18 protein-coding genes are annotated in these 18,049 nt (G+C 41.5%); 12 read left to right on the top strand and 6 right to left on the bottom strand.

All coding sequences use genetic code 11. The features are described from left to right. Nucleotides 1-114: 114 nt before the first annotated feature. Both dut and coaBC read right to left on the bottom strand, forming a co-directional pair. The gene (dut, locus tag ACGF5R_RS14485; protein WP_112877831.1) at nt 115-573 is read right to left on the bottom strand and encodes a dUTP diphosphatase; all 459 of its coding nucleotides are present in this window, start codon (nt 571-573) and stop codon (nt 115-117) included. Further along, entirely contained in the window at nt 551-1,768 is a 1,218-nt protein-coding gene (coaBC, locus tag ACGF5R_RS14490) for a bifunctional phosphopantothenoylcysteine decarboxylase/phosphopantothenate--cysteine ligase CoaBC (RefSeq protein WP_387691399.1), read from the bottom strand. Before coaBC ends, dut begins: the two co-directional genes overlap by 23 nt. A 196-nt stretch (nt 1,769-1,964) precedes the next feature. Between coaBC and radC the strand changes: the two genes are divergently transcribed. From radC to ACGF5R_RS14525, 7 genes are all read left to right on the top strand, one after another. Continuing rightward, nucleotides 1,965-2,657 (top strand): DNA repair protein RadC, encoded by a 693-nt coding sequence (radC, locus tag ACGF5R_RS14495; RefSeq protein ID WP_112877829.1) that lies wholly within the window; start codon nt 1,965-1,967, stop codon nt 2,655-2,657. Between the two features lie 239 nt (nt 2,658-2,896). Next, complete coding sequence (gene rpmB / locus ACGF5R_RS14500) at nt 2,897-3,133, top strand: 50S ribosomal protein L28 (protein ID WP_011148921.1); 237 nt, start codon at nt 2,897-2,899, stop codon at nt 3,131-3,133. Nucleotides 3,134-3,144: 11 nt separating this feature from the next. Further along, on the top strand, nt 3,145-3,312 hold the full coding sequence (rpmG, locus tag ACGF5R_RS14505) for a 50S ribosomal protein L33 (protein WP_010847629.1): 168 nt from the start codon (nt 3,145-3,147) through the stop codon (nt 3,310-3,312). 297 nt (nt 3,313-3,609) lie between these two features. Continuing rightward, nucleotides 3,610-4,731 (top strand): glycosyltransferase family 4 protein, encoded by a 1,122-nt coding sequence (locus tag ACGF5R_RS14510; protein WP_112877828.1) that lies wholly within the window; start codon nt 3,610-3,612, stop codon nt 4,729-4,731. 188 nt (nt 4,732-4,919) lie between these two features. Beyond that, nucleotides 4,920-5,930 (top strand): glycosyltransferase family 9 protein, encoded by a 1,011-nt coding sequence (locus ACGF5R_RS14515; protein ID WP_387691402.1) that lies wholly within the window; start codon nt 4,920-4,922, stop codon nt 5,928-5,930. Next, on the top strand, nt 5,911-7,029 hold the full coding sequence (locus tag ACGF5R_RS14520; protein ID WP_387691404.1) for a glycosyltransferase family 4 protein: 1,119 nt from the start codon (nt 5,911-5,913) through the stop codon (nt 7,027-7,029). Before ACGF5R_RS14515 ends, ACGF5R_RS14520 begins: the two co-directional genes overlap by 20 nt. After that, nucleotides 7,010-8,185 (top strand): glycosyltransferase family 4 protein, encoded by a 1,176-nt coding sequence (locus tag ACGF5R_RS14525; RefSeq protein WP_112877825.1) that lies wholly within the window; start codon nt 7,010-7,012, stop codon nt 8,183-8,185. The genes ACGF5R_RS14520 and ACGF5R_RS14525 overlap by 20 nt, the downstream gene beginning before the upstream one ends. A gap of 33 nt (nt 8,186-8,218) precedes the next feature. On the opposite strand, the gene rfaL is transcribed toward ACGF5R_RS14525, so the two are convergent. Continuing rightward, a complete protein-coding gene (gene rfaL, locus ACGF5R_RS14530) occupies nt 8,219-9,436 on the bottom strand; it encodes an O-antigen ligase RfaL (protein ID WP_387691406.1) in 1,218 nt (405 codons plus the stop codon). 119 nt (nt 9,437-9,555) lie between these two features. On the opposite strand from rfaL, the gene mutM reads away from it, so the two are divergent. Next, nucleotides 9,556-10,365 carry a bifunctional DNA-formamidopyrimidine glycosylase/DNA-(apurinic or apyrimidinic site) lyase gene (mutM, locus tag ACGF5R_RS14535; protein WP_112877823.1) on the top strand — a complete coding sequence of 270 codons (810 nt, stop codon included), beginning with the start codon at nt 9,556-9,558 and terminating at the stop codon, nt 10,363-10,365. 73 nt (nt 10,366-10,438) lie between these two features. On the opposite strand, the gene coaD is transcribed toward mutM, so the two are convergent. The 3 genes from coaD to waaA are packed head-to-tail and all read right to left on the bottom strand — an operon-like array spanning nt 10,439 to nt 12,972. Beyond that, the gene (coaD, locus tag ACGF5R_RS14540; protein ID WP_112877822.1) at nt 10,439-10,921 is read right to left on the bottom strand and encodes a pantetheine-phosphate adenylyltransferase; all 483 of its coding nucleotides are present in this window, start codon (nt 10,919-10,921) and stop codon (nt 10,439-10,441) included. After that, complete coding sequence (locus tag ACGF5R_RS14545) at nt 10,921-11,694, bottom strand: glycosyltransferase family 2 protein (RefSeq protein ID WP_387691408.1); 774 nt, start codon at nt 11,692-11,694, stop codon at nt 10,921-10,923. The genes coaD and ACGF5R_RS14545 overlap by 1 nt, the downstream gene beginning before the upstream one ends. Further along, a complete protein-coding gene (gene waaA / locus ACGF5R_RS14550) occupies nt 11,695-12,972 on the bottom strand; it encodes a lipid IV(A) 3-deoxy-D-manno-octulosonic acid transferase (RefSeq protein WP_387691410.1) in 1,278 nt (425 codons plus the stop codon). It lies immediately after the preceding gene. Between the two features lie 229 nt (nt 12,973-13,201). Here waaA and rfaQ point away from each other — a divergent pair, with 229 nt between their 5' ends. From rfaQ to ACGF5R_RS14570, 4 genes are all read left to right on the top strand, one after another. Then, nucleotides 13,202-14,266, top strand: a complete 1,065-nt coding sequence (gene rfaQ, locus ACGF5R_RS14555) for a putative lipopolysaccharide heptosyltransferase III (protein ID WP_112877819.1) — start codon at nt 13,202-13,204, stop codon at nt 14,264-14,266. Beyond that, the gene (locus ACGF5R_RS14560) at nt 14,263-15,396 is read left to right on the top strand and encodes a glycosyltransferase family 4 protein (protein ID WP_112877818.1); all 1,134 of its coding nucleotides are present in this window, start codon (nt 14,263-14,265) and stop codon (nt 15,394-15,396) included. The genes rfaQ and ACGF5R_RS14560 overlap by 4 nt, the downstream gene beginning before the upstream one ends. Beyond that, on the top strand, nt 15,393-16,496 hold the full coding sequence (locus ACGF5R_RS14565) for a glycosyltransferase (RefSeq protein WP_387691412.1): 1,104 nt from the start codon (nt 15,393-15,395) through the stop codon (nt 16,494-16,496). Before ACGF5R_RS14560 ends, ACGF5R_RS14565 begins: the two co-directional genes overlap by 4 nt. A gap of 267 nt (nt 16,497-16,763) precedes the next feature. Further along, complete coding sequence (locus tag ACGF5R_RS14570; protein ID WP_387691414.1) at nt 16,764-17,735, top strand: polysaccharide deacetylase family protein; 972 nt, start codon at nt 16,764-16,766, stop codon at nt 17,733-17,735. Nucleotides 17,736-18,049: the final 314 nt, after the last annotated feature.

Below are 18,049 nucleotides of genomic sequence, written 5' to 3' on the forward strand. Positions count from 1 at the left end.
AGACAAGACCTTTGTTAAGAACAGCAAAACAAATAAATCAGTAATTCTTTGCTCAATGGCATTTTGAGCAAAGAATATGATAATGGGTTAAATGGTATTAGGTTTTACAGAGATTTATTGGCGACCGGAATGACCAAAACCACCGCCGCCTCTTTCGCTGGCTTCAAAATCTTCTACCAGATTAAATTGAGCCTGAACGACGGGTACAAAAACCATCTGAGCGATACGTTCGCCTGGTTGGATAGTGAAAGCTTTATCACCACGATTCCAGACGGAAACCATTAGCTGACCTTGGTAATCAGAATCGATCAAACCCACCAGATTACCCAGAACGACACCATGTTTATGTCCAAGGCCTGAACGGGGCAGAATAACGGCTGCCAGTTGTTCATCACCAATATGAATAGCAAGCCCGGTTGGAAGCAGTTCTGTTTGGCCTGGAGCTAGTTCTATCGCGTTGTCAAGGCAAGCGCGTAAATCTAAACCTGCGGAGCCTGGCGTGGCGTAAGTTGGCAAAGGAAATTCCTTCCCGATACGTGGGTCAAGAATTTTAACGTCGATTTTTTTCATCATAGCGTCTGACTATCTCGTCTAATAAATGGTGGCTAAGTAATAACTTATTACTATGAGGTAAGCGGATTTCTCCCTCATGCCAGAATAAATGTAATGCATTAGTATCACTGTTAAAGCCGTGGCCAGTTAGGGATACATCATTTGCACAAATCAGATCCAAATGTTTTTGGTTCAGTTTTTTTCGTGCGTATTCTTCCACATTCTGGGTTTCAGCCGCAAATCCAACCACAAAAGGGCGGTTTTCTTGTATTGCTGCTACATTGGCAACAATATCCGGGTTTTTGATCAGGGTAAAAGTGATCTCATCACCCTGTTTTTTAATTTTTTCTGAGGCAATCTGTTTAGCGCGATAGTCTGCAACCGCAGCACAACCAATGAAGATATTCTGTGAACCCGCTATTGCCTGTACTTGTTCGTTCATTTCCAGAGCGCTGGTGACGTCGATTCGTTTGACTCCCGGGGGTGTCGGTAAATTAACGGGGCCAGTGATCAGGGTGACTTCTGCACCACGTGTTGCCGCAGCTTGGGCGATAGCAAACCCCATTTTGCCGGAGCTGTGATTACTGATAAAGCGGACGGGATCCAGCGCTTCACGGGTTGGTCCGGCGGTAATAGCAAGTTTTAGGTGAACTAAATCTTGGCTTGCTTGAAAATGTTGTTCAGCGAGTTCGACAATCTCCGTAGGATTTAGCATCCTGCCGGGACCAACGTCACCACAAGCTTGGCTGCCGTTATCCGGTCCCCACAGGAGAACGCCCCGTTCTTCAAGGCGCTTGAGATTATGTTGTGTTACCTGAGCTAGAAACATTTGTTGATTCATTGCGGGTACGGCGGCAATTGGGGCTGGGGAGGCCAAACAGACCGTTGTTACGAGATCATTTGCCATACCGACTACTAGGCGCGCCAGTAAATCAGCGGTAGCAGGGGCGAGAATAATCAGATCAGCCCATTTACCAAGTTCAATATGCCCCATAGCAGCTTCTGCTGCCGGATCTAACAAGTCATCGGAAACGGGATAACCAGAAACCGCCTGCAACGTCATTGGTGTAATAAACGCTTCTGCTGCTGGTGTCATCACTACACGTACTTGAGCGCCGCGATCACGCAGGCGGCGTACTAGCTCGGGCGTTTTGTAAGCGGCTATTCCTCCGCTGATACCGAGCACAATCTGTTTGCCGGAAAGTCCTGCCATCATGATTGTCCGAATATTAAGTTGCAAGGGCCAAGATTTTATCACAAGAGATTACAGAGTTGAGCAGAGTCTGAACTTTGATTGTAAAAAAGGATAAATTTGCGAGCGGCTACGCAGCTCCTGAATATGATATTCGCCCTGATGTTTAAGGCATGGAATACTGTTTGTATCAGGTGAAATAGGGCAGGGAGATGAATATATGGAAGTTGATATCGCTGAAAATACAGGAGAAATATATTCAAATTTAGCTCCCAGAGAAAAATTGTTGGCTTATGGCTCGGTTTCTCTGACAGATGCTGAGTTACTGGCTATTTTTTTACGTACCGGAACCAGAGGATTGCCTGTTTTACGAATGGCTGAATTTCTACTAAAAGAATTTGGGTCTCTGTACCATTTACTCTCTGCTGACTATGACACTTTTTGTGCTCATAAAGGGATGGGATTAGCCAAATATGCACAATTACAGGCTATTGCAGAATTGGCAAAGCGTTTTTTTTCCAGCCAGTTCGTACATGAAGATATTATGAGTAGTCCAAGTGTGACTCAAGAGTATTTGCAAAACCTATTATCAGGGCGTGATAGGGAAATATTTGTTGTGTTGTTTCTCAATAATCAAAATAGAGTCATCTGTCATGAGGAAATGTTTAAAGGCACAATCAATAAAGTTGAAGTTCATCCTCGTGAAATTGTCCGATCGGCGATAAAGGTGAATGCTTCATCCATTATTTTGGCCCATAATCATCCATCAGGTCATGCGGAGCCAAGTTTGGCAGATAAGATTGTTACAGATAAAGTGATTGATGCCTGTAATTTGGTTGGTGTAAAAGTGCTGGATCATCTGGTTATTGGCCGGCAATGTTGTGTTTCATTTGCTGAGCGAGGATGGATTTAGCTAACTTTTTCAAGATCCTTATGGATCTTTGGTTGTGCGGGACTTGAGCGTCAGCGATTGAGGGCGTATACTACGCCACCTTTGAGGATCTTTGGTTTGGCGAGAAGAGCCTATCTCAGCACATTTTCTGAGTAAATGTGAGTCTTTTCAGTGGAATTTGCTGAGATGGGCTCCTAAGCCTGACGAGGCGGCCATACCCAATACAAAGCTCGAGCTGATTTGATTTTTGGAGAATAGACATGTCCCGAGTCTGCCAAGTTACTGGCAAACGCCCGATGAGTGGTAACAACCGCTCTCATGCATTGAATGCGACTAAGCGTCGTTTTCTGCCTAACCTGCATTCCCACCGTTTCTGGGTTGAGTCCGAGAAGCGTTTTGTGACTCTGCGTGTATCTGTTAAAGGTATGCGTGTGATTGATAAGAAGGGTATCGATGCAGTTTTGGCTGAGCTTCGTACCCGCGGTGAGAAGTACTAAGGAGCTGAAAAATGGCTAAAGGTATTCGCGATAAAATTAAGCTAGTTTCTTCGGCTGGTACTGGTCACTTCTATACCACTACGAAGAACAAGCGTACTATGCCTGAGAAACTGGAAATGAAAAAATTTGATCCAGTTGTTCGTCAGCATGTTATGTATAAAGAAGCCAAGATTAAATAATTTTGGTTGATTTGATAAAAACCCGGCCTAGGCCGGGTTTTTTGTTGTCTGAAGAGTTTTAACAGATATTCACTGATTCTTCTCTACATTTCATATATACCCTATTGATTTCAAGATGCATCGCGACGGCAAGGGAGTGAATCCCCGGGAGCATAGGTAACTATGTGACCGGGGTGAGCGAGTGCAGCCAACAAAGAGGCAACTTGAAAGATGACGGGTATATATCCTGTTATTCGTAGACGTAAGATACTGTTTCGCTATACTAACGCCTTCCGGTAGGCTGGATATGAAACCGAAATGACTAAAGAAAAATTAAATATTTTACATACAGAATCATCTTGTGGTTGGGGTGGTCAGGAGATCCGAATCCTGACGGAATCCCAAGGAATGATAAAACGTGGACACAAGGTGGTTATTGTCTGTTGTCCTAGTTCTAATATCTACCGTGAAGCAAAATCTTATGGTGTGCCGGCCGTAGCCCTGCCGATTGAAAAAAAGCGGCTGTCCTGCTTTCTTGCTATGCGTCGTTGGTTGAAAAAAGAAGGCCGTCAATTTGACGTTATTAATACACATAGCTCGACGGATGCATGGTTGGTTGCTGTGGCTTGTGCAACGTTAAGGCATATGCCGCCAATGGTTAGAACCAGGCATGTTTCTACTCATGTTTCTAATTCAATATCAACTCGTTGGTTGTATCTGAAAGCGTGCCGGCATATTGCGACTACAGGTGAGAAACTACGCCAACATCTGCATGCCAATAATCGTTATCCATTACAGCATATGACATCAGTGCCTACCGGCATCGATTTAGATCGTTTCCGACCGGAAGATAAGAAAGTTTGCCGTCAACGGATTGGGATTCAAGATAGACCGACATTAGGTGTTGTTGCGACCATGAGAACCTGGAAAGGGCATCGCTATCTGTTGGAAAGCTGGAAAGTTCTGCACCAGAAATATCCTGATTGGCAACTGTTGTTTGTTGGTGATGGTCCACAACGTAAATCATTGGAACCTTTAGTAAAGCGAGAAGGTTTGTCAAACAGTGTCATTTTTTTAGGTAACCGTCAGGATGTTCCTGATTGTTTGAATGCGATGGATTTATTTGCATTACCTTCTTTTGGTAATGAAGGCGTGCCACAAGGCATTATGCAAGCAATGGCGTGTGGGATACCTGTTGTATCAACCTCCGTTGGTGCAATTACCGAAGCGGTAGTTGATGGTGAAACGGGTTATATCGTGGAACCCAGAAATACAGAGTTATTGACGAAAAGTTTAGAGTTGTTGATTCATAATAATGAATTGCGTTTGCAATTCAGTCATTCTTCATTAGAGCGTGCAATGGCTTTATTTGGCATGGATAATATGTTGGATAAAATGGAAAATATCTTTTTTCACAGCATTAAAGGTAAAAAACGTTAACATTATTTAGGATTTATTCTGGTCCTTATTCTTTGGCTTATGGTTTTAGGTAATGTTCAACTTATTGATATTAAATTACTTTAAAGTTGATTATTAGTTAAATCACCTTGTTGTGGTCAATCGTATACAAAATGGTTTTTTTGTATATTTTGTTGAATCTTATGGCAGATTAATTAGATAATTGTCTTATGCAGATCAAGAATATTCTGGTCATTGTTATAGCACGTTTCGGTGATACCTTACTGGTAACGCCGGTGATCCGTGCTTTAAAGCAGAAATGGCCTGGTGCGAATATTGATGTTATGGCTCATAAAAGGACTAAACAGATCCTTGAAAATACAAGTGATATCAATAAATTGACTGCTTTTTCGAAAGGTAAGGCAAAATGGTGTGGTTGGTTTACCCGTAAACATTATGATCTGGCTTTAGTATATAGTGACGATAAACCTTTATTGCAGTATGCGAAACGTAAATCACGCTTAACGGTTTCATTTTCAGATAAGTCCGCGTTGCGATCTGATTGGCTGGCTGTGGAAAAGCCAAAGGTGTTGATGCCAGCTCAACAGGAACGGGCCATGCTTGCTAGCGCGGTAGATGTTGAGGTCAATGACTGGCGGTTGAATTATTGTGTGAGTGAAAAGGAGTTACACTTTGCTGATGGTTTTATACGGCAATATCATTTAGAGAACAAGCTCCTGATTGGTTTTCAGTTACAAAGTTTCCCGGCAAAAGCTTATCGTGATTGGCCGATTGAACATTTTTACCAATTAGCGCAACACATTTGTAGCCGTTATCCCCAGTCACATATTATGTTATTAGGCAGTGTTGACGGTAAAATTGCTGCACAGTCACTGGCAAAAAGGTTAGGGGCTGAAAAGTGTACTTCATTGGTTGGTAGACTGACAATGCGACAGAATGCAGCAATAATGAGTCAACTTGATTTGTACATTGGTGTTGATACAGGGCCGACACACTTAGCCGGCGCGATGGTTGCTATGTATCATAGTTTCCACCCAGGCCGCTTTTTGGCACCTCAACAGCATTCGCATTTGGTGGTTATTGAACATCCGGTTCACTATATGCAAGCCACACGCAAAGACTCGATGTCTGCAATATCTGTTGAACAAGTCTGGCAGGCAACGCAAAAGTTACTAGAAACTAAGTTGTCAGGAAGAAAAGATGAAAATAGGTTTGGTTGATGTCACGGTAACTATGTCTTACGGTGGTATTCAGACGGCAGTCTGGGAACTTGCGAAAGCGTTGGCTGATGCCGGTCATGAGATCCATATTTTTGGTGGAAAGGGTGATGTTCAACCAGAACTCAATGGGAGAGCAATCCAGGTTCACACTTTTCCATTTATTCCCAGGGAGAAAGTCATTAACATTGGTCGACGTTTTCAACGTATTATTGAACGTTACTCATTTGCTCGCCATGCTCGCGATACAGTTGTTACTGAGGATTTTGACTGGGTTATTCTGACTAAGCCATTTGATTTTTTCTGGCCTCGAATGATGCCAAAAGAGAGCCGTACTAAATTTTGCTATATGAGCGGCGGCACCAGTTTTTTCAAGGGTGACAGAAAGCTGAGTAAGCGAATTTCAGCTTGGGTGGCATGCAGCCATTTTAATGCCTGGCAGATTCAGCACCATTTTAAACAATTCCCGAAGGTGATTTACAATGGTGTTGATATTAATAAATTCAGGCCGATAGACTCTTCTGTCAGAACTCGTCTTGGGATCAGTGATAAAACATTTTTGCTGACCTTTGCCGGCAGGTTGGTTGGCTGGAAAGGCATGCATGTTGCTATTGATGCAATGGCTCAGCTACAGGATAAAGATGTTAAATTGCTGATCATCGGGTCAGGTGAAGATCTGAAACGCTTAGAAAAGCGGGTTGCGCTATTACGGCTGGAAAAACAGATAATTTTCCATCCACCGGTAGGACATGATCAGTTGCCTGAATATTATGCTGCTGGTGATGCCGGGATTTTCCCCAGTATTGGTGATGAAGCGTTTGGTATCACAATTGCGGAAGCGATGGCGTGTGGCAGACCGGTGATTGCTAGTTATATTGGAGGCATACCTGAAGTTGTCGGTAACGAAAATAATTCGGGTATTTTAGTCACGCCAGGCGATGCTTCAGCAATTGCCGATGCGGTTAATTTTTTATTGTCTCAACCAGACAGGGGGCAGAAAATGGGAAAAGCAGCTCGTCAACGGATTGAAACAATGTATACCTGGGAGCATTCGGCAAATCGTTTACTGAAAGCGATAAATAATGAAGATTGCTTATATTGATCCCTACCCGGTTCCTGATTATCGGGTAGCATCATTGCAAATTTTGCAGAATGTTGATGCGTTTGCTCGCCAGGGAGCCTGCGTATATCTGGTTACGCCTGAAGGTAAAAATACCGCAGAAGAGATCTTGGGGCGCCCATTATCACCATCAGTTAGACTGATATCTTTACGCAATATCCGGCGTAAATGGTATTTTCCATTCAATACCCAAAAAATGTTCTATTTCCAGGTTTCCCATTGGTTGAAGAGAAATGGGGTAGATGCCGTTTTTACCCGTAATCTGAAAATGGCAAAGTATTTATTGTGTGAACATCCAGAAATTCCGCTATTTTTTGAAAGTCATGAGATTTTTGCCCAATCATTTAAAGAATCGCATGATTTAAGTGAAAATAAAAATCAGCGTAAATATCAGAAGCTGAGAGAAATTGAACACTTTGTTTATCGTCAGTCCAGGATTATTTTCGTTCTGACGTCGTTACTCAGTGATGATATTATTAGTGAATATAATGTCAGCACGCTAATAGTTATTGCGCCAGATGGTGTGGACATGTTGGCAGTCGAGTCGATGTCATTAGATAAACGTGTATCAGGCGACGGTGAATTACCAACTCAGATCCTTTATTTGGGCAGCTTGCATCGTTGGAAAGGTGTTCCAACGGCGATCAAAGCGATGGCTTACCTTGAGAATGCAGTATTGAATATTGCTGGTGGTGAACCAGGGCAAATTCAGCAATTGCGGCAGATTGCTCAGCAAATGGGGGTTGGCGATAAAATCAATTTTCTTGGGTTTATTCAACCTAAATTACGTTTTCAGATAATTGCAGATAATGATATTTGTCTGTTGCCATTAACTAAAACCAGCATTGGCAGTCGCTATACTTCGCCACTAAAATTATTTGAATATATGGCGATGGATAAGCCTGTGGTTATCTCTGATTTTCTTTCTATTCGTGATGTGGCTGATGAAAATGCGGTCAGTTTTGCTGACAGTGAGAATGCAGAAAGTTTTGCTCAACAGATTCAGTTACTGAGGGATAATCCAGAAAAAGTTAAGTCACAAGTTAGTTATGCAAAAATGTTGGTGATAGAGCGTTTTAATTGGGAGCAGAGAGCAAAGCTTATTATGCAGACAATATCAAAGGATATTTCTGCATAATAATCGGTTTGATAATATAGCTGAGATATCTGGTTAATCGTTTTTCTGCTGATATAGAGCAATCATCAGGCCGAATAGAATACCTATTTCATTGATATAGGTATTTTCAAAGGCTCCTCGGACAATAAACAATCCGATAAATCCCGTCAGTAGAATAATACTGGCCTGCTTTATTACACCATTGTTACGGCTAATAATATGGCTACTTGTGTACAGCGCTGAGAAGGTCATCAGTAAAGTGGTAATCAAACCAATGATTCCACCGGCAAACCAGAGTGCCAGAAAGATATTGTGGGGGCCGATGGATGTGCGATATATCCAGTCTGGATAGTCAGCAACTCGTTCATTGTAGACCTTATGATAGACTTTATTGCCATAACCGTAGCCTTTAATCGGGTTCTCTAGAATCAACTCAAAAGCAGTCCCTTGTGTGCCATTTTTATAACGATGGCTGCTATCAGTTTGAGTAAGTTTCCAAAATAATAATTGAGTATTTTCATTAGTTATTATCGTAGTGTGAGAAAGCACAACTGAAAAACTAAGGATTAAACTCGCTATTATGGTCAGCTTCCATTCCCGATTAATGATGATGATAAAAGCAGTGATGACGGCAATGGCGACCCAAGCGCCACGAGCTAAGGTACCTAATAACAAAAACAGACTGATAGCGGAAGCAACAGCCAGTATCAGCCAACTCACTAAGGTATGTTTCTTCCACAATGCCCAAGTACAAAGTAAGACCGGAAAATAGAAAATAAAACCGTAAGAAAATTCTCGGTGGTTGAAGTTAGTAAAAGGCATTTCACCTTTATTGTAGTTAATAATGTATTTGCCAATATCAGTTAGGCATATTGCTAGCATACCAATGGCAAATGAGTACAGAATCATCTTGGCAATACTTTCTTTATTTTCTTTGTACAGTACCACAGGAAAAGTAAAACTGAACAATAATAGCCCATTTAAGATAGGTTTATTCATCTCTTGAAAACTCAATGCAGGATTGACGGAAATTGCTACTGAATAGAACATTGCTACGATGAATAATAGAATGGATAGAAACAGTGAATTACGCATGGAGCGCATCACTTGACGAAAATCTGTCACTAGGTAGGTTAGTGCTGTAATGCCAATAAGCACGATAACCAGATTTTTATATCTCGTTATATCAGGTAGATAAACAAGGGCTATATAAATCCCAATGATGGATAAATTCCATAATGACCTTTTATCATTACTTTTAATATTAAACATATTCATCAGTCTGCTTTCATTTCTGTTGAGTTTAGTTGGAAATAATACATGAAAAGATTATCTTAATCTGCTCAGATGCAATAGAGTTTAAGCAATATACATAGTTAGGAGTTATCACCATGCCAGAACTACCAGAAGTAGAAACCAGCCGGAGGGGAATAGAGCCACATCTGGTAGGGAATGTGATCCAGTATGCGGTAGTCAGGAATGGTCGGTTACGTTGGCCGGTGGCGGAAGAAATTATGAAGTTGAGTGACCAGCTTGTGCTTAGCATTCAACGCCGGGCCAAATATTTGCTGATTGAACTGGCAAGTGGTTGGATTATTGTCCATTTGGGGATGTCGGGCAGCTTGCGTATCTTGCCAGAGGAACGCCCTGCGGAGAAACACGATCATGTGGATCTAGTGATGGCAGATGGTAAGGTTTTGCGTTATACCGATCCCAGACGATTTGGTGCGTGGTTATGGAGTGATGATCTTGAGCGGTGCTCGGTATTGGCTCATTTAGGGCCTGAGCCACTTTCTGATGATTTTAATGGTTCTTATCTCTACACCCGATCAAGTAATAAAAAAACCTTGATTAAACCCTGGCTAATGGATAACAAACTGGTTGTTGGCGTTGGTAATATCTATGCAAATGAAGCGTTGTTTACTGCCCATATTCAGCCAGATCGTCCCGCGCATACTTTAACTGAGCGTGAAGCTAATTTACTGGCGGAAACGATTAAGACGGTTCTACAACGCTCTATTGAGCGGGGTGGTACGACACTCAGAGATTTCCTGCAATCTGATGGTAAACCGGGCTATTTTGCTCAGGAATTGTTTGTTTATGGCAGAGCAGGAGAACCATGCCGAATTTGTGGTGAAAAAATAGAGAGTATTAAGCTTGGGCAGCGCGGTACTTTCTTTTGCCGTCACTGTCAGTATTAGTTGATATCGGATAGTTAGGAGGCGTTGCATAGGGAATATTCTACTTTGTGCCGCCTCCAGTGAACGGAGTAAATTACTTGCCCAGTTTTTTTAGCATGGCTTGGGCGACAGGTTCTGGCAGGAATGATGAGATATCGCCATCGTGGAGAGCGACATCTTTAATCAAGGATGAAGAGATAAACGAGAGATTTTGTGATGGCAGCAGAAAAACGCTCTCTAATTCTGGCATAAAGTGGCGGTTCATATTGGCAAGCTGCCATTCATACTCAAAATCAGATACTGAACGAAGGCCACGGATAAGGATATTGGCTTGCTGTTTTTTGGCGAAATTAGCCATCAATTCACAAAAACCTACCACCTCTACATTATCCAAATGTGAGGTCACCTCTTTTGCCAGGGTAATGCGCTCATCCAGAGTAAACATAGGATTCTTTCTGGCACTGTTGGCAATAGCAAATAGAACATGGTCAAACATATCTGCGGCGCGGGTGACGATATCGATATGACCGTAGGTAACAGGATCAAATGTTCCGGGATAAATGGCTTTGGTTTTCATCAATTTTTACCCTTTTGTTGTCTCTTTTCCCACAATGCGACGTACTTATTAAACGTATATTGAGCATTGACAATAGCCAATACTAACCCTTGTTTACCATCAAGAAAGCCAGCTCGCAACAGCCAGGTTTTAAAAAAAGCCCCAAAAGTGTGACTGAAAATTGAGAAATAACCGCACTGTTTACCTTGTTCATAGCGCTGTTCTGCCCAGGCTTTAGCATAATTTAGCTGTTTTCTCTGAAATTCCATCAAATCACGGCAAGTAAGATGAAGTAAATCCCCTTGCAAAATAACGACTGGAGCGCCATGAGTTTCAAGGGATTCATGAACTTGATTATCATTGTATTGATAACGATCACGGGCGTAGAGACGAATGACCCTATCTGGGTACCAGCCGCTGTGTTTCATAAAGCGGCCAAGGAACAAGTTACGGCGGGCACAACTGTAGACTTTATTGTTATCAATATGTGCCAGAGTCTGTTCTATGGATGCTCTGAGTTCTGATGTTACGCGTTCATCAGTATCGATCATAAAAATATAATCGCCAGAAGCGTATTGCTGAGCTAGCTGACGCTGACGACCAAATCCCGGCCAGTGAGTATTGGAGAATACTTTTGCACCCATTGCCTGTGCTATCTGGCAGGTATCGTCTGAACTACCAGAATCGAGTACGATGATTTCATCAGCCCAACGGACTGAGGTCAGACAATCTGCTATCAGATCCGCTGAATTCTTAGCGATCATGACAACGGAAAGACGTTTTTTGTCATTCATTCAGTGGCTCCGAGGTGGGAGATAGGGTTCCAGCAGTTTAAGTAGACGTTGAAGAGCCCCCTGATTTTCATGCAGTACTTCTGCTGCGTGGCGACCATAATACAGACGATAATCTTCGTCAGTCAGTAAACTATTGATCTCGGTGAATAAAGAGTGGCTGTCCGTAACGGTAATCAGACCATTAGCCTGATTCAGCTTGGTGCAGATATCCTTAAAGTTAAAGGTATGAGGACCCATCAGCACCGGAATAGCATGGGCTGCCGCTTCTAGCGGGTTGTGGCCGCCACGCTCAACCAGGCTGCCACCAACAAAAGCCAGATCGGCAATACCATAGAGCAGCATCAGTTCTCCCATCGTATTGCCGATAACTACCTGAATATTGGCGTCAGGGATTTTATCAGAACTGCGAAGAATATAGCTGAGTCCGGCTTTCTTTGTTAATTCTTCAGCTTTAATAAAACGTTCAGGGTGGCGTGGTACTAGGATCAGCAGCAGGCTTGGACATTGTTTCAGTAACTTGCAATGAGCATCTAGAATAATACTCTCTTCTCCATCATGGGTGCTGGTGGCTATCCAGACAGGACGGCGAGCAGCCCATTGGCGCCGTAATGTCACTGCTTTGGCTGCCAATTCAGGTGTTACTGAGATATCGAATTTCAAACTGCCAGTGATAGTCAGTTGAGAGCGTTTTAGACCCAGCTCAACAAAACGTTCACCATCTTCCGGATTCTGAGCGGCAATTAAGGTAATGCTGCGCAAAATTGTTTTTATGAAATTCCCTACTTTTTGATATCCCTCAGCGGAACGTGCAGACAAACGGGCATTAGCAATGACCAGAGGAATGTTACGTTGGTGAAGTTGGAAAATCAGATTAGGCCAAAGTTCTGTTTCCATAATAATGACTAACTTTGGATTAACTTGATTGAGAAAGCGCTCCATAGAACCGGGGAGATCGTATGGCAAATAGACGTGATGAACATCATTTCCCAGAGCAGAAAGCACTCTTTCTGAACCCGTTGGCGTCATCGTTGTCACGGTAATCGGTAAAAAAGGATAGTGATGGCGCAAGGCTCTGACTAAAGGGATGGCGGCCAACGTTTCACCAACGGAAACAGAATGGAGCAGGATGCCTCCAGCGGCAACTTTACCGGCACAGAAACCGTAGCGTTCACCCCAGCGCTGACGGTAAGCAGGGGCTTGGCGGCTGCGGAGCAATAAACGCAACCAAATCAGAGGTTGGATAAGGTAGAGAAGTACCTGATATAAACGCAGTAACATTCTATCAAATTCACTTATATAAATTAGTGTCAATAGTATCACATTGCTTCAAAGAAAGTATGAAAATGCGTATGGCTTCTAGGATCTGAACAGAATTGGAGAGGTAAATTAGGATTTTTGCGTAAGATCGTGCTTCTATTATATGTGAAGGTAGAGTGGATTTTTTGCAGCTTCTGCACATGGTTGCGGCAGTTTTCTCTTTTATCTGTATCTTTATACTGGGAATGCAATGAGTAAATTACACACTCAATTTGACCGTATTCTAATAATAAAGTTACGACATCATGGTGATGTATTATTAATTACACCGGTTATTAATACCCTTAAGGATAATTATCCAGCGGTGGAAATTGATGTTTTACTCTACAAAGAAACCGAACCAATATTGGCTGATTTTTCTGCTGTGGCTAATCTATTTTCTATAGATAGACAATGGAAGAAACAGGGAATTAAAACACATTTGGGTCATGAATGGAGATTGCTTAAACGATTAAGGCATCGTCAATACGACCTGGTTATTAATCTTACTGATCAATGGTATAGTGCATTTTTGACCCGATTTACTGGCGCAAAAGTGCGTATTGGGTTTGATTTAGCAAAACGACGCAGCCTATTTTGGAAAAAATGTTTCACAAATCTTGTGCTGACAGAGCATAGTCAGTTTTTGCATATTGTTGAGCAAAATTTGTCAGCTCTTTCGCTGTTAAATCTTCCGTTAATCAACACTACAGTGACGATGAGTTACCGCCAGCAGGATAAAGAGGCTGTTTTGATGCTTCTTGATAAGCATGGTGTAGATCAAAAATATATTGTTGTGCAGCCAACATCCCGCTGGTTTTTTAAATGTTGGGATGAAAAAAAGATGAGCGAAACGATTAATGCATTGCAGTCTGATGGTTGGGCAATCGTTGTTACCTCCGGGCCAGATCGTAAGGAGGAAGAGATGGTAGAGAAGATTTTATCAAATTGCCCAAAAGAGAGAGTGATTTCTTTTGCCGGCCAATTAACTTTGCCTCAACTTGCAGCGCTGATTGATGGGGCCAATTTATTCATCGGGATGGATTCTGTTGCTATGCATATGGCAGCTGCGTTAAAAACACCGGGTATCGCTTTATTTGGGCCATCAAAGTTAGTATTCTGGCGTCCGTGGGAAGCGAAAGGTGAAGTTATTTGGGCTGGTGATTATGGTGATTTACCTGATCCTGATGATGTTGATACTAAAACGGATATACGTTATCTGAATGTCATTCCCAGTGAGATGGTTATTGCTGCCGCCCGGAGAAATTTATTATGAAATTAGTACGTCTTGCGATTGTTCGGCAGAAATATCGTCCGGATGGTGGTGCAGAACGTTTTGTCTCCCGTGCCTTAGAGGCTTTAGGGAATGAAAATTTGGAGCTTAACGTTATTACGCGTTCCTGGCAGGGAGACGTTAATCCTGATTGGCATGTTCATTTAGCAAATCCTCATAAATGGGGGCGCATCAGCCGTGAGAGAGGATTTGCCAAAGCTGCCAAAACAATATGGGAACAAGAGCAATTTGATCTTGTTCAAAGTCATGAACGCATTGCCGGTTGTGATATTTATCGTGCGGGTGACGGTGTTCATCAGCGCTGGCTACAGCAGCGTGCGCGTGTTTTATCTCCTTGGCGGAGCAAATTACTTTTTACGAGTCGTTACCATCGTTATGTGATGGATGCTGAGCAAAAGATGTATTCTGCACCGGAATTAAAAATGGTTATTTGTAACTCGGAAATGGTAAAAAGGGAGGTCATGACGGATTTTGGGCTTTCTGAGGAAAAAATATCGGTTATTTATAATTCGATAGACAATAAACAATTTTTCCCGGCAACGGAATCTCAGAGAACACAATTAAGGAAAGAGCATAACCTTCCCTTGCAGGCTAAATGTTTAATTTATGTTGGTTCGGGGTTTGAGCGAAAGGGATTAAAAGCCGCGATTCAGGCAGTGAGTGCAACTGATGCTTATTTAATAGTTGTGGGGCAGGATAAAGAAGAGAAGAAATATAAGCAGTTAGCTAATTCACTGGGGTGTAATGAGCGCATTAGGTTTATGGGAGTCCAGAAAAGGACATTGCCTTTTTATCAGCTTGCAGATGGTTTGTTGCTACCGACCTTATATGATCCGTTTCCAAATGTGATACTGGAGGCAATGGCTTGCGGGCTTCCGGTAATAACCAGTACGACATGTGGTGGTGCTGAATTTATTACCTCTGGGAATAACGGGTTTGTATGTGATGCTTTGGCTGTTTCAGATATTACGGAAGCTATTCAGAATACGCCTTCGGATCATTTGAATAATAAAATGTCAGAATTAGCGAGAACAGGAATACTCTGTTATACACCGGAACATTTATCACAACAGCTCATTGGATTATACGAAAAGGTGCTCTCATCATCATGAAAGGACATATATTATTTATCATTGATGGATTACCTGGCGGCGGTGCGGAAAATGTCACTATCCGGCTTTGTGATGGCCTGCAACAGAGAGGATATGATGTTACGCTGCTCTCTTTGGCAGAGAAATGTGAATATTCAGTACCGAGTGGTATTGAACTGATCATTGATGTTGATGGATACAGAGGGCCTTTTAGAAGACAGACTGAGATTTGCCGTAGGGCTAAATCTATGGATAAGGTTTTAGAAAAAGTTTTTCTTCGCAAGGGAATCCCTACGCTGATTGTCTCAAACTTGCATAAAACTGATCGTATTGTCGTGCAATCAAAAGTGTTAGCGGGGTTAAATGTATGGTTTTGTATTCATGGTGTATTTTCAAACTCATATCTTGGTAATAAGACGGGATTATCTCGCTGGATCAAGAAACAAAAAATCAAGTGGACATATAATAACCGGAATTTAATTTGTGTATCTGATGCTGTAGGGAAAGATTTAAAGAATAATTTGTTACTTACGCCTAATGAAATGGTGACGATTTATAACCCTTTCAACATCCCAGATATTAAAGAAAAATCTCTGCAAAATAACCTATATTCGGATGAAACCTATTTATTACATGTTGGTAGATTTCACCGGGTTAAGCGGCATGATCGTTTATTAGAAGCGTTTGCAAAAGCAGATATTCCATGTAAATTATTGATTGTTGGCCACGGAGATGAGGCTATTACTCAACAGATAAAGCAGAAGATTGTGGATTTAAACTTACAGTCTAAAGTTATTTTAACGGGATTCCTTGAAAATCCATTACCTGTTATCCGTGGAGCTAAAGCGGTTGTTTTGAGTTCTGACAGTGAAGGATTAGGGAATGTGTTAATTGAATCGTTGATTTGTGATACCCCCATTGTCAGCACGATGTGCCCAGGTGGCGTTAATGAAATTATGGTTGGTGAGTTGGAAAAATATAAATCAGAACTGACAGTTGATTCGTTTGCAGAAAAAATGAAGTTTGTCTATTATGAACCGCCTGTAATTACCAAGGATATGTATAAGAAGTTTGATTTAGATATTATTTTGGCAAAATATTTATCCTTAATGAAGAAGTAAGAATGGTTATATGTACTTTTCAAGTTTGGTTATTAGGATAAGTTAATGGATAAAAAAAGTTCCAGAAATTAAGAGAACTTAATAGAAGAAAAAACAATTTCCCGAAAGTTCTAACATTTCATAGCGTTTTTTTATTGATAAGATTAGATACGAAATATAGGATTTAATGAGATATAGAACTGCTATATATATGATAAGATAATTGCACTATTTCATAGATCTGCGTACTATAAAACCATCATTTTATTCTATTGTGGGCATATTCTGATGACTCGACCTGCATTTATTATCACTATTGATACTGAGGGTGATGACCTGTGGCAAAATCACGGTCAGATCTCGACAAAAAATACTCATTATTTACCAAGATTTCAGCGCTTATGTGAACGTTTTGGTTTTAAGCCAGTTTGGTTGACGAACTATGAAATGGCAATGGATGATTTATATATTGAATTTGCTAAAGATGTTATTGCCAGAGGACAGGGGGAAATTGGTATGCATTTACATGCCTGGAATAATCCACCACTTGTTCCTCTTACCGACGATGACATGCATTATAAACCTTATCTGATTGAATTTCCAAAAGAACAAGTTAGAGCCAAAATTGATCTGATGACTAAGTTATTGGAAGAAAAACTACAGATTAAAATATTAAGCCATCGGGCAGGTCGTTGGGCATTTAATGAATATTATGCTGAATTGCTGGTGGAATATGGTTATCAAGTCGATTGTTCAGTAACACCACGGGTTAATTGGCGTTTCACCAAAGGCGATCCTAATGGCAACGGTGGAACTGATTATCGTCACTTTCCATCTTATGCCTATTTTGTGGATTTGCAGAATATTGCTAAAGAAGGTGACTCTTCTTTGCTGGAAGTTCCTATGAGTATTCAATATAAGCACTCTGCGCTGATGAATTTCCTTAAACAGAAATATGATAGCTTACGAGGGAAACAGCGTTCTCCATCTGTTAACTGGTTAAGACCAAAAGGAGGCAATTTGGAACAAATGAAAAAAGTTGTCCAACAGACATTAGCAGAAGGCAGTGATTATATTGAATTTATGTTGCATTCATCTGAATTTATGCCTGGTGGTAGCCCGACATTTAAAAATGAAGAACAGATTGAATTACTTTATCAAGATCTGGAGGCACTCTTTAACTACTTACAGCCACAGGTTCGAGGAATGACATTGGCTGAATATTATCAATTTAAGAAGTCATCACGATTAATAAAATAGAGATTCACTTATACCCTATGGATTTCAAGATGCATCGCGACGGCAAGGGAACGAATCCCCGGGAGCATAGATAACGATGTGACCGGGGTGAGTGCAGCCAACAAAGAGGCAACTTGAAAGATGACGGGTATAATTTTGGGCAGATAATACTGCCCAAATTGGGTGAAATAGGCGTCTGCCAGAAACGCCTCAGATTTAATAATTAACCTCAGCTTCGTTTAAAAATAGCGATATCACAATCCCGTAAATTCAAGCTCGGTTTTTTAGGTTGGAATGTATAAGCAATTAGGCCAGCGACGATTTCCAATAAAAAA

The organism is Photorhabdus sp. RM71S (assembly GCF_042879355.1).
Taxonomy (GTDB): domain Bacteria; phylum Pseudomonadota; class Gammaproteobacteria; order Enterobacterales; family Enterobacteriaceae; genus Photorhabdus; species Photorhabdus kayaii.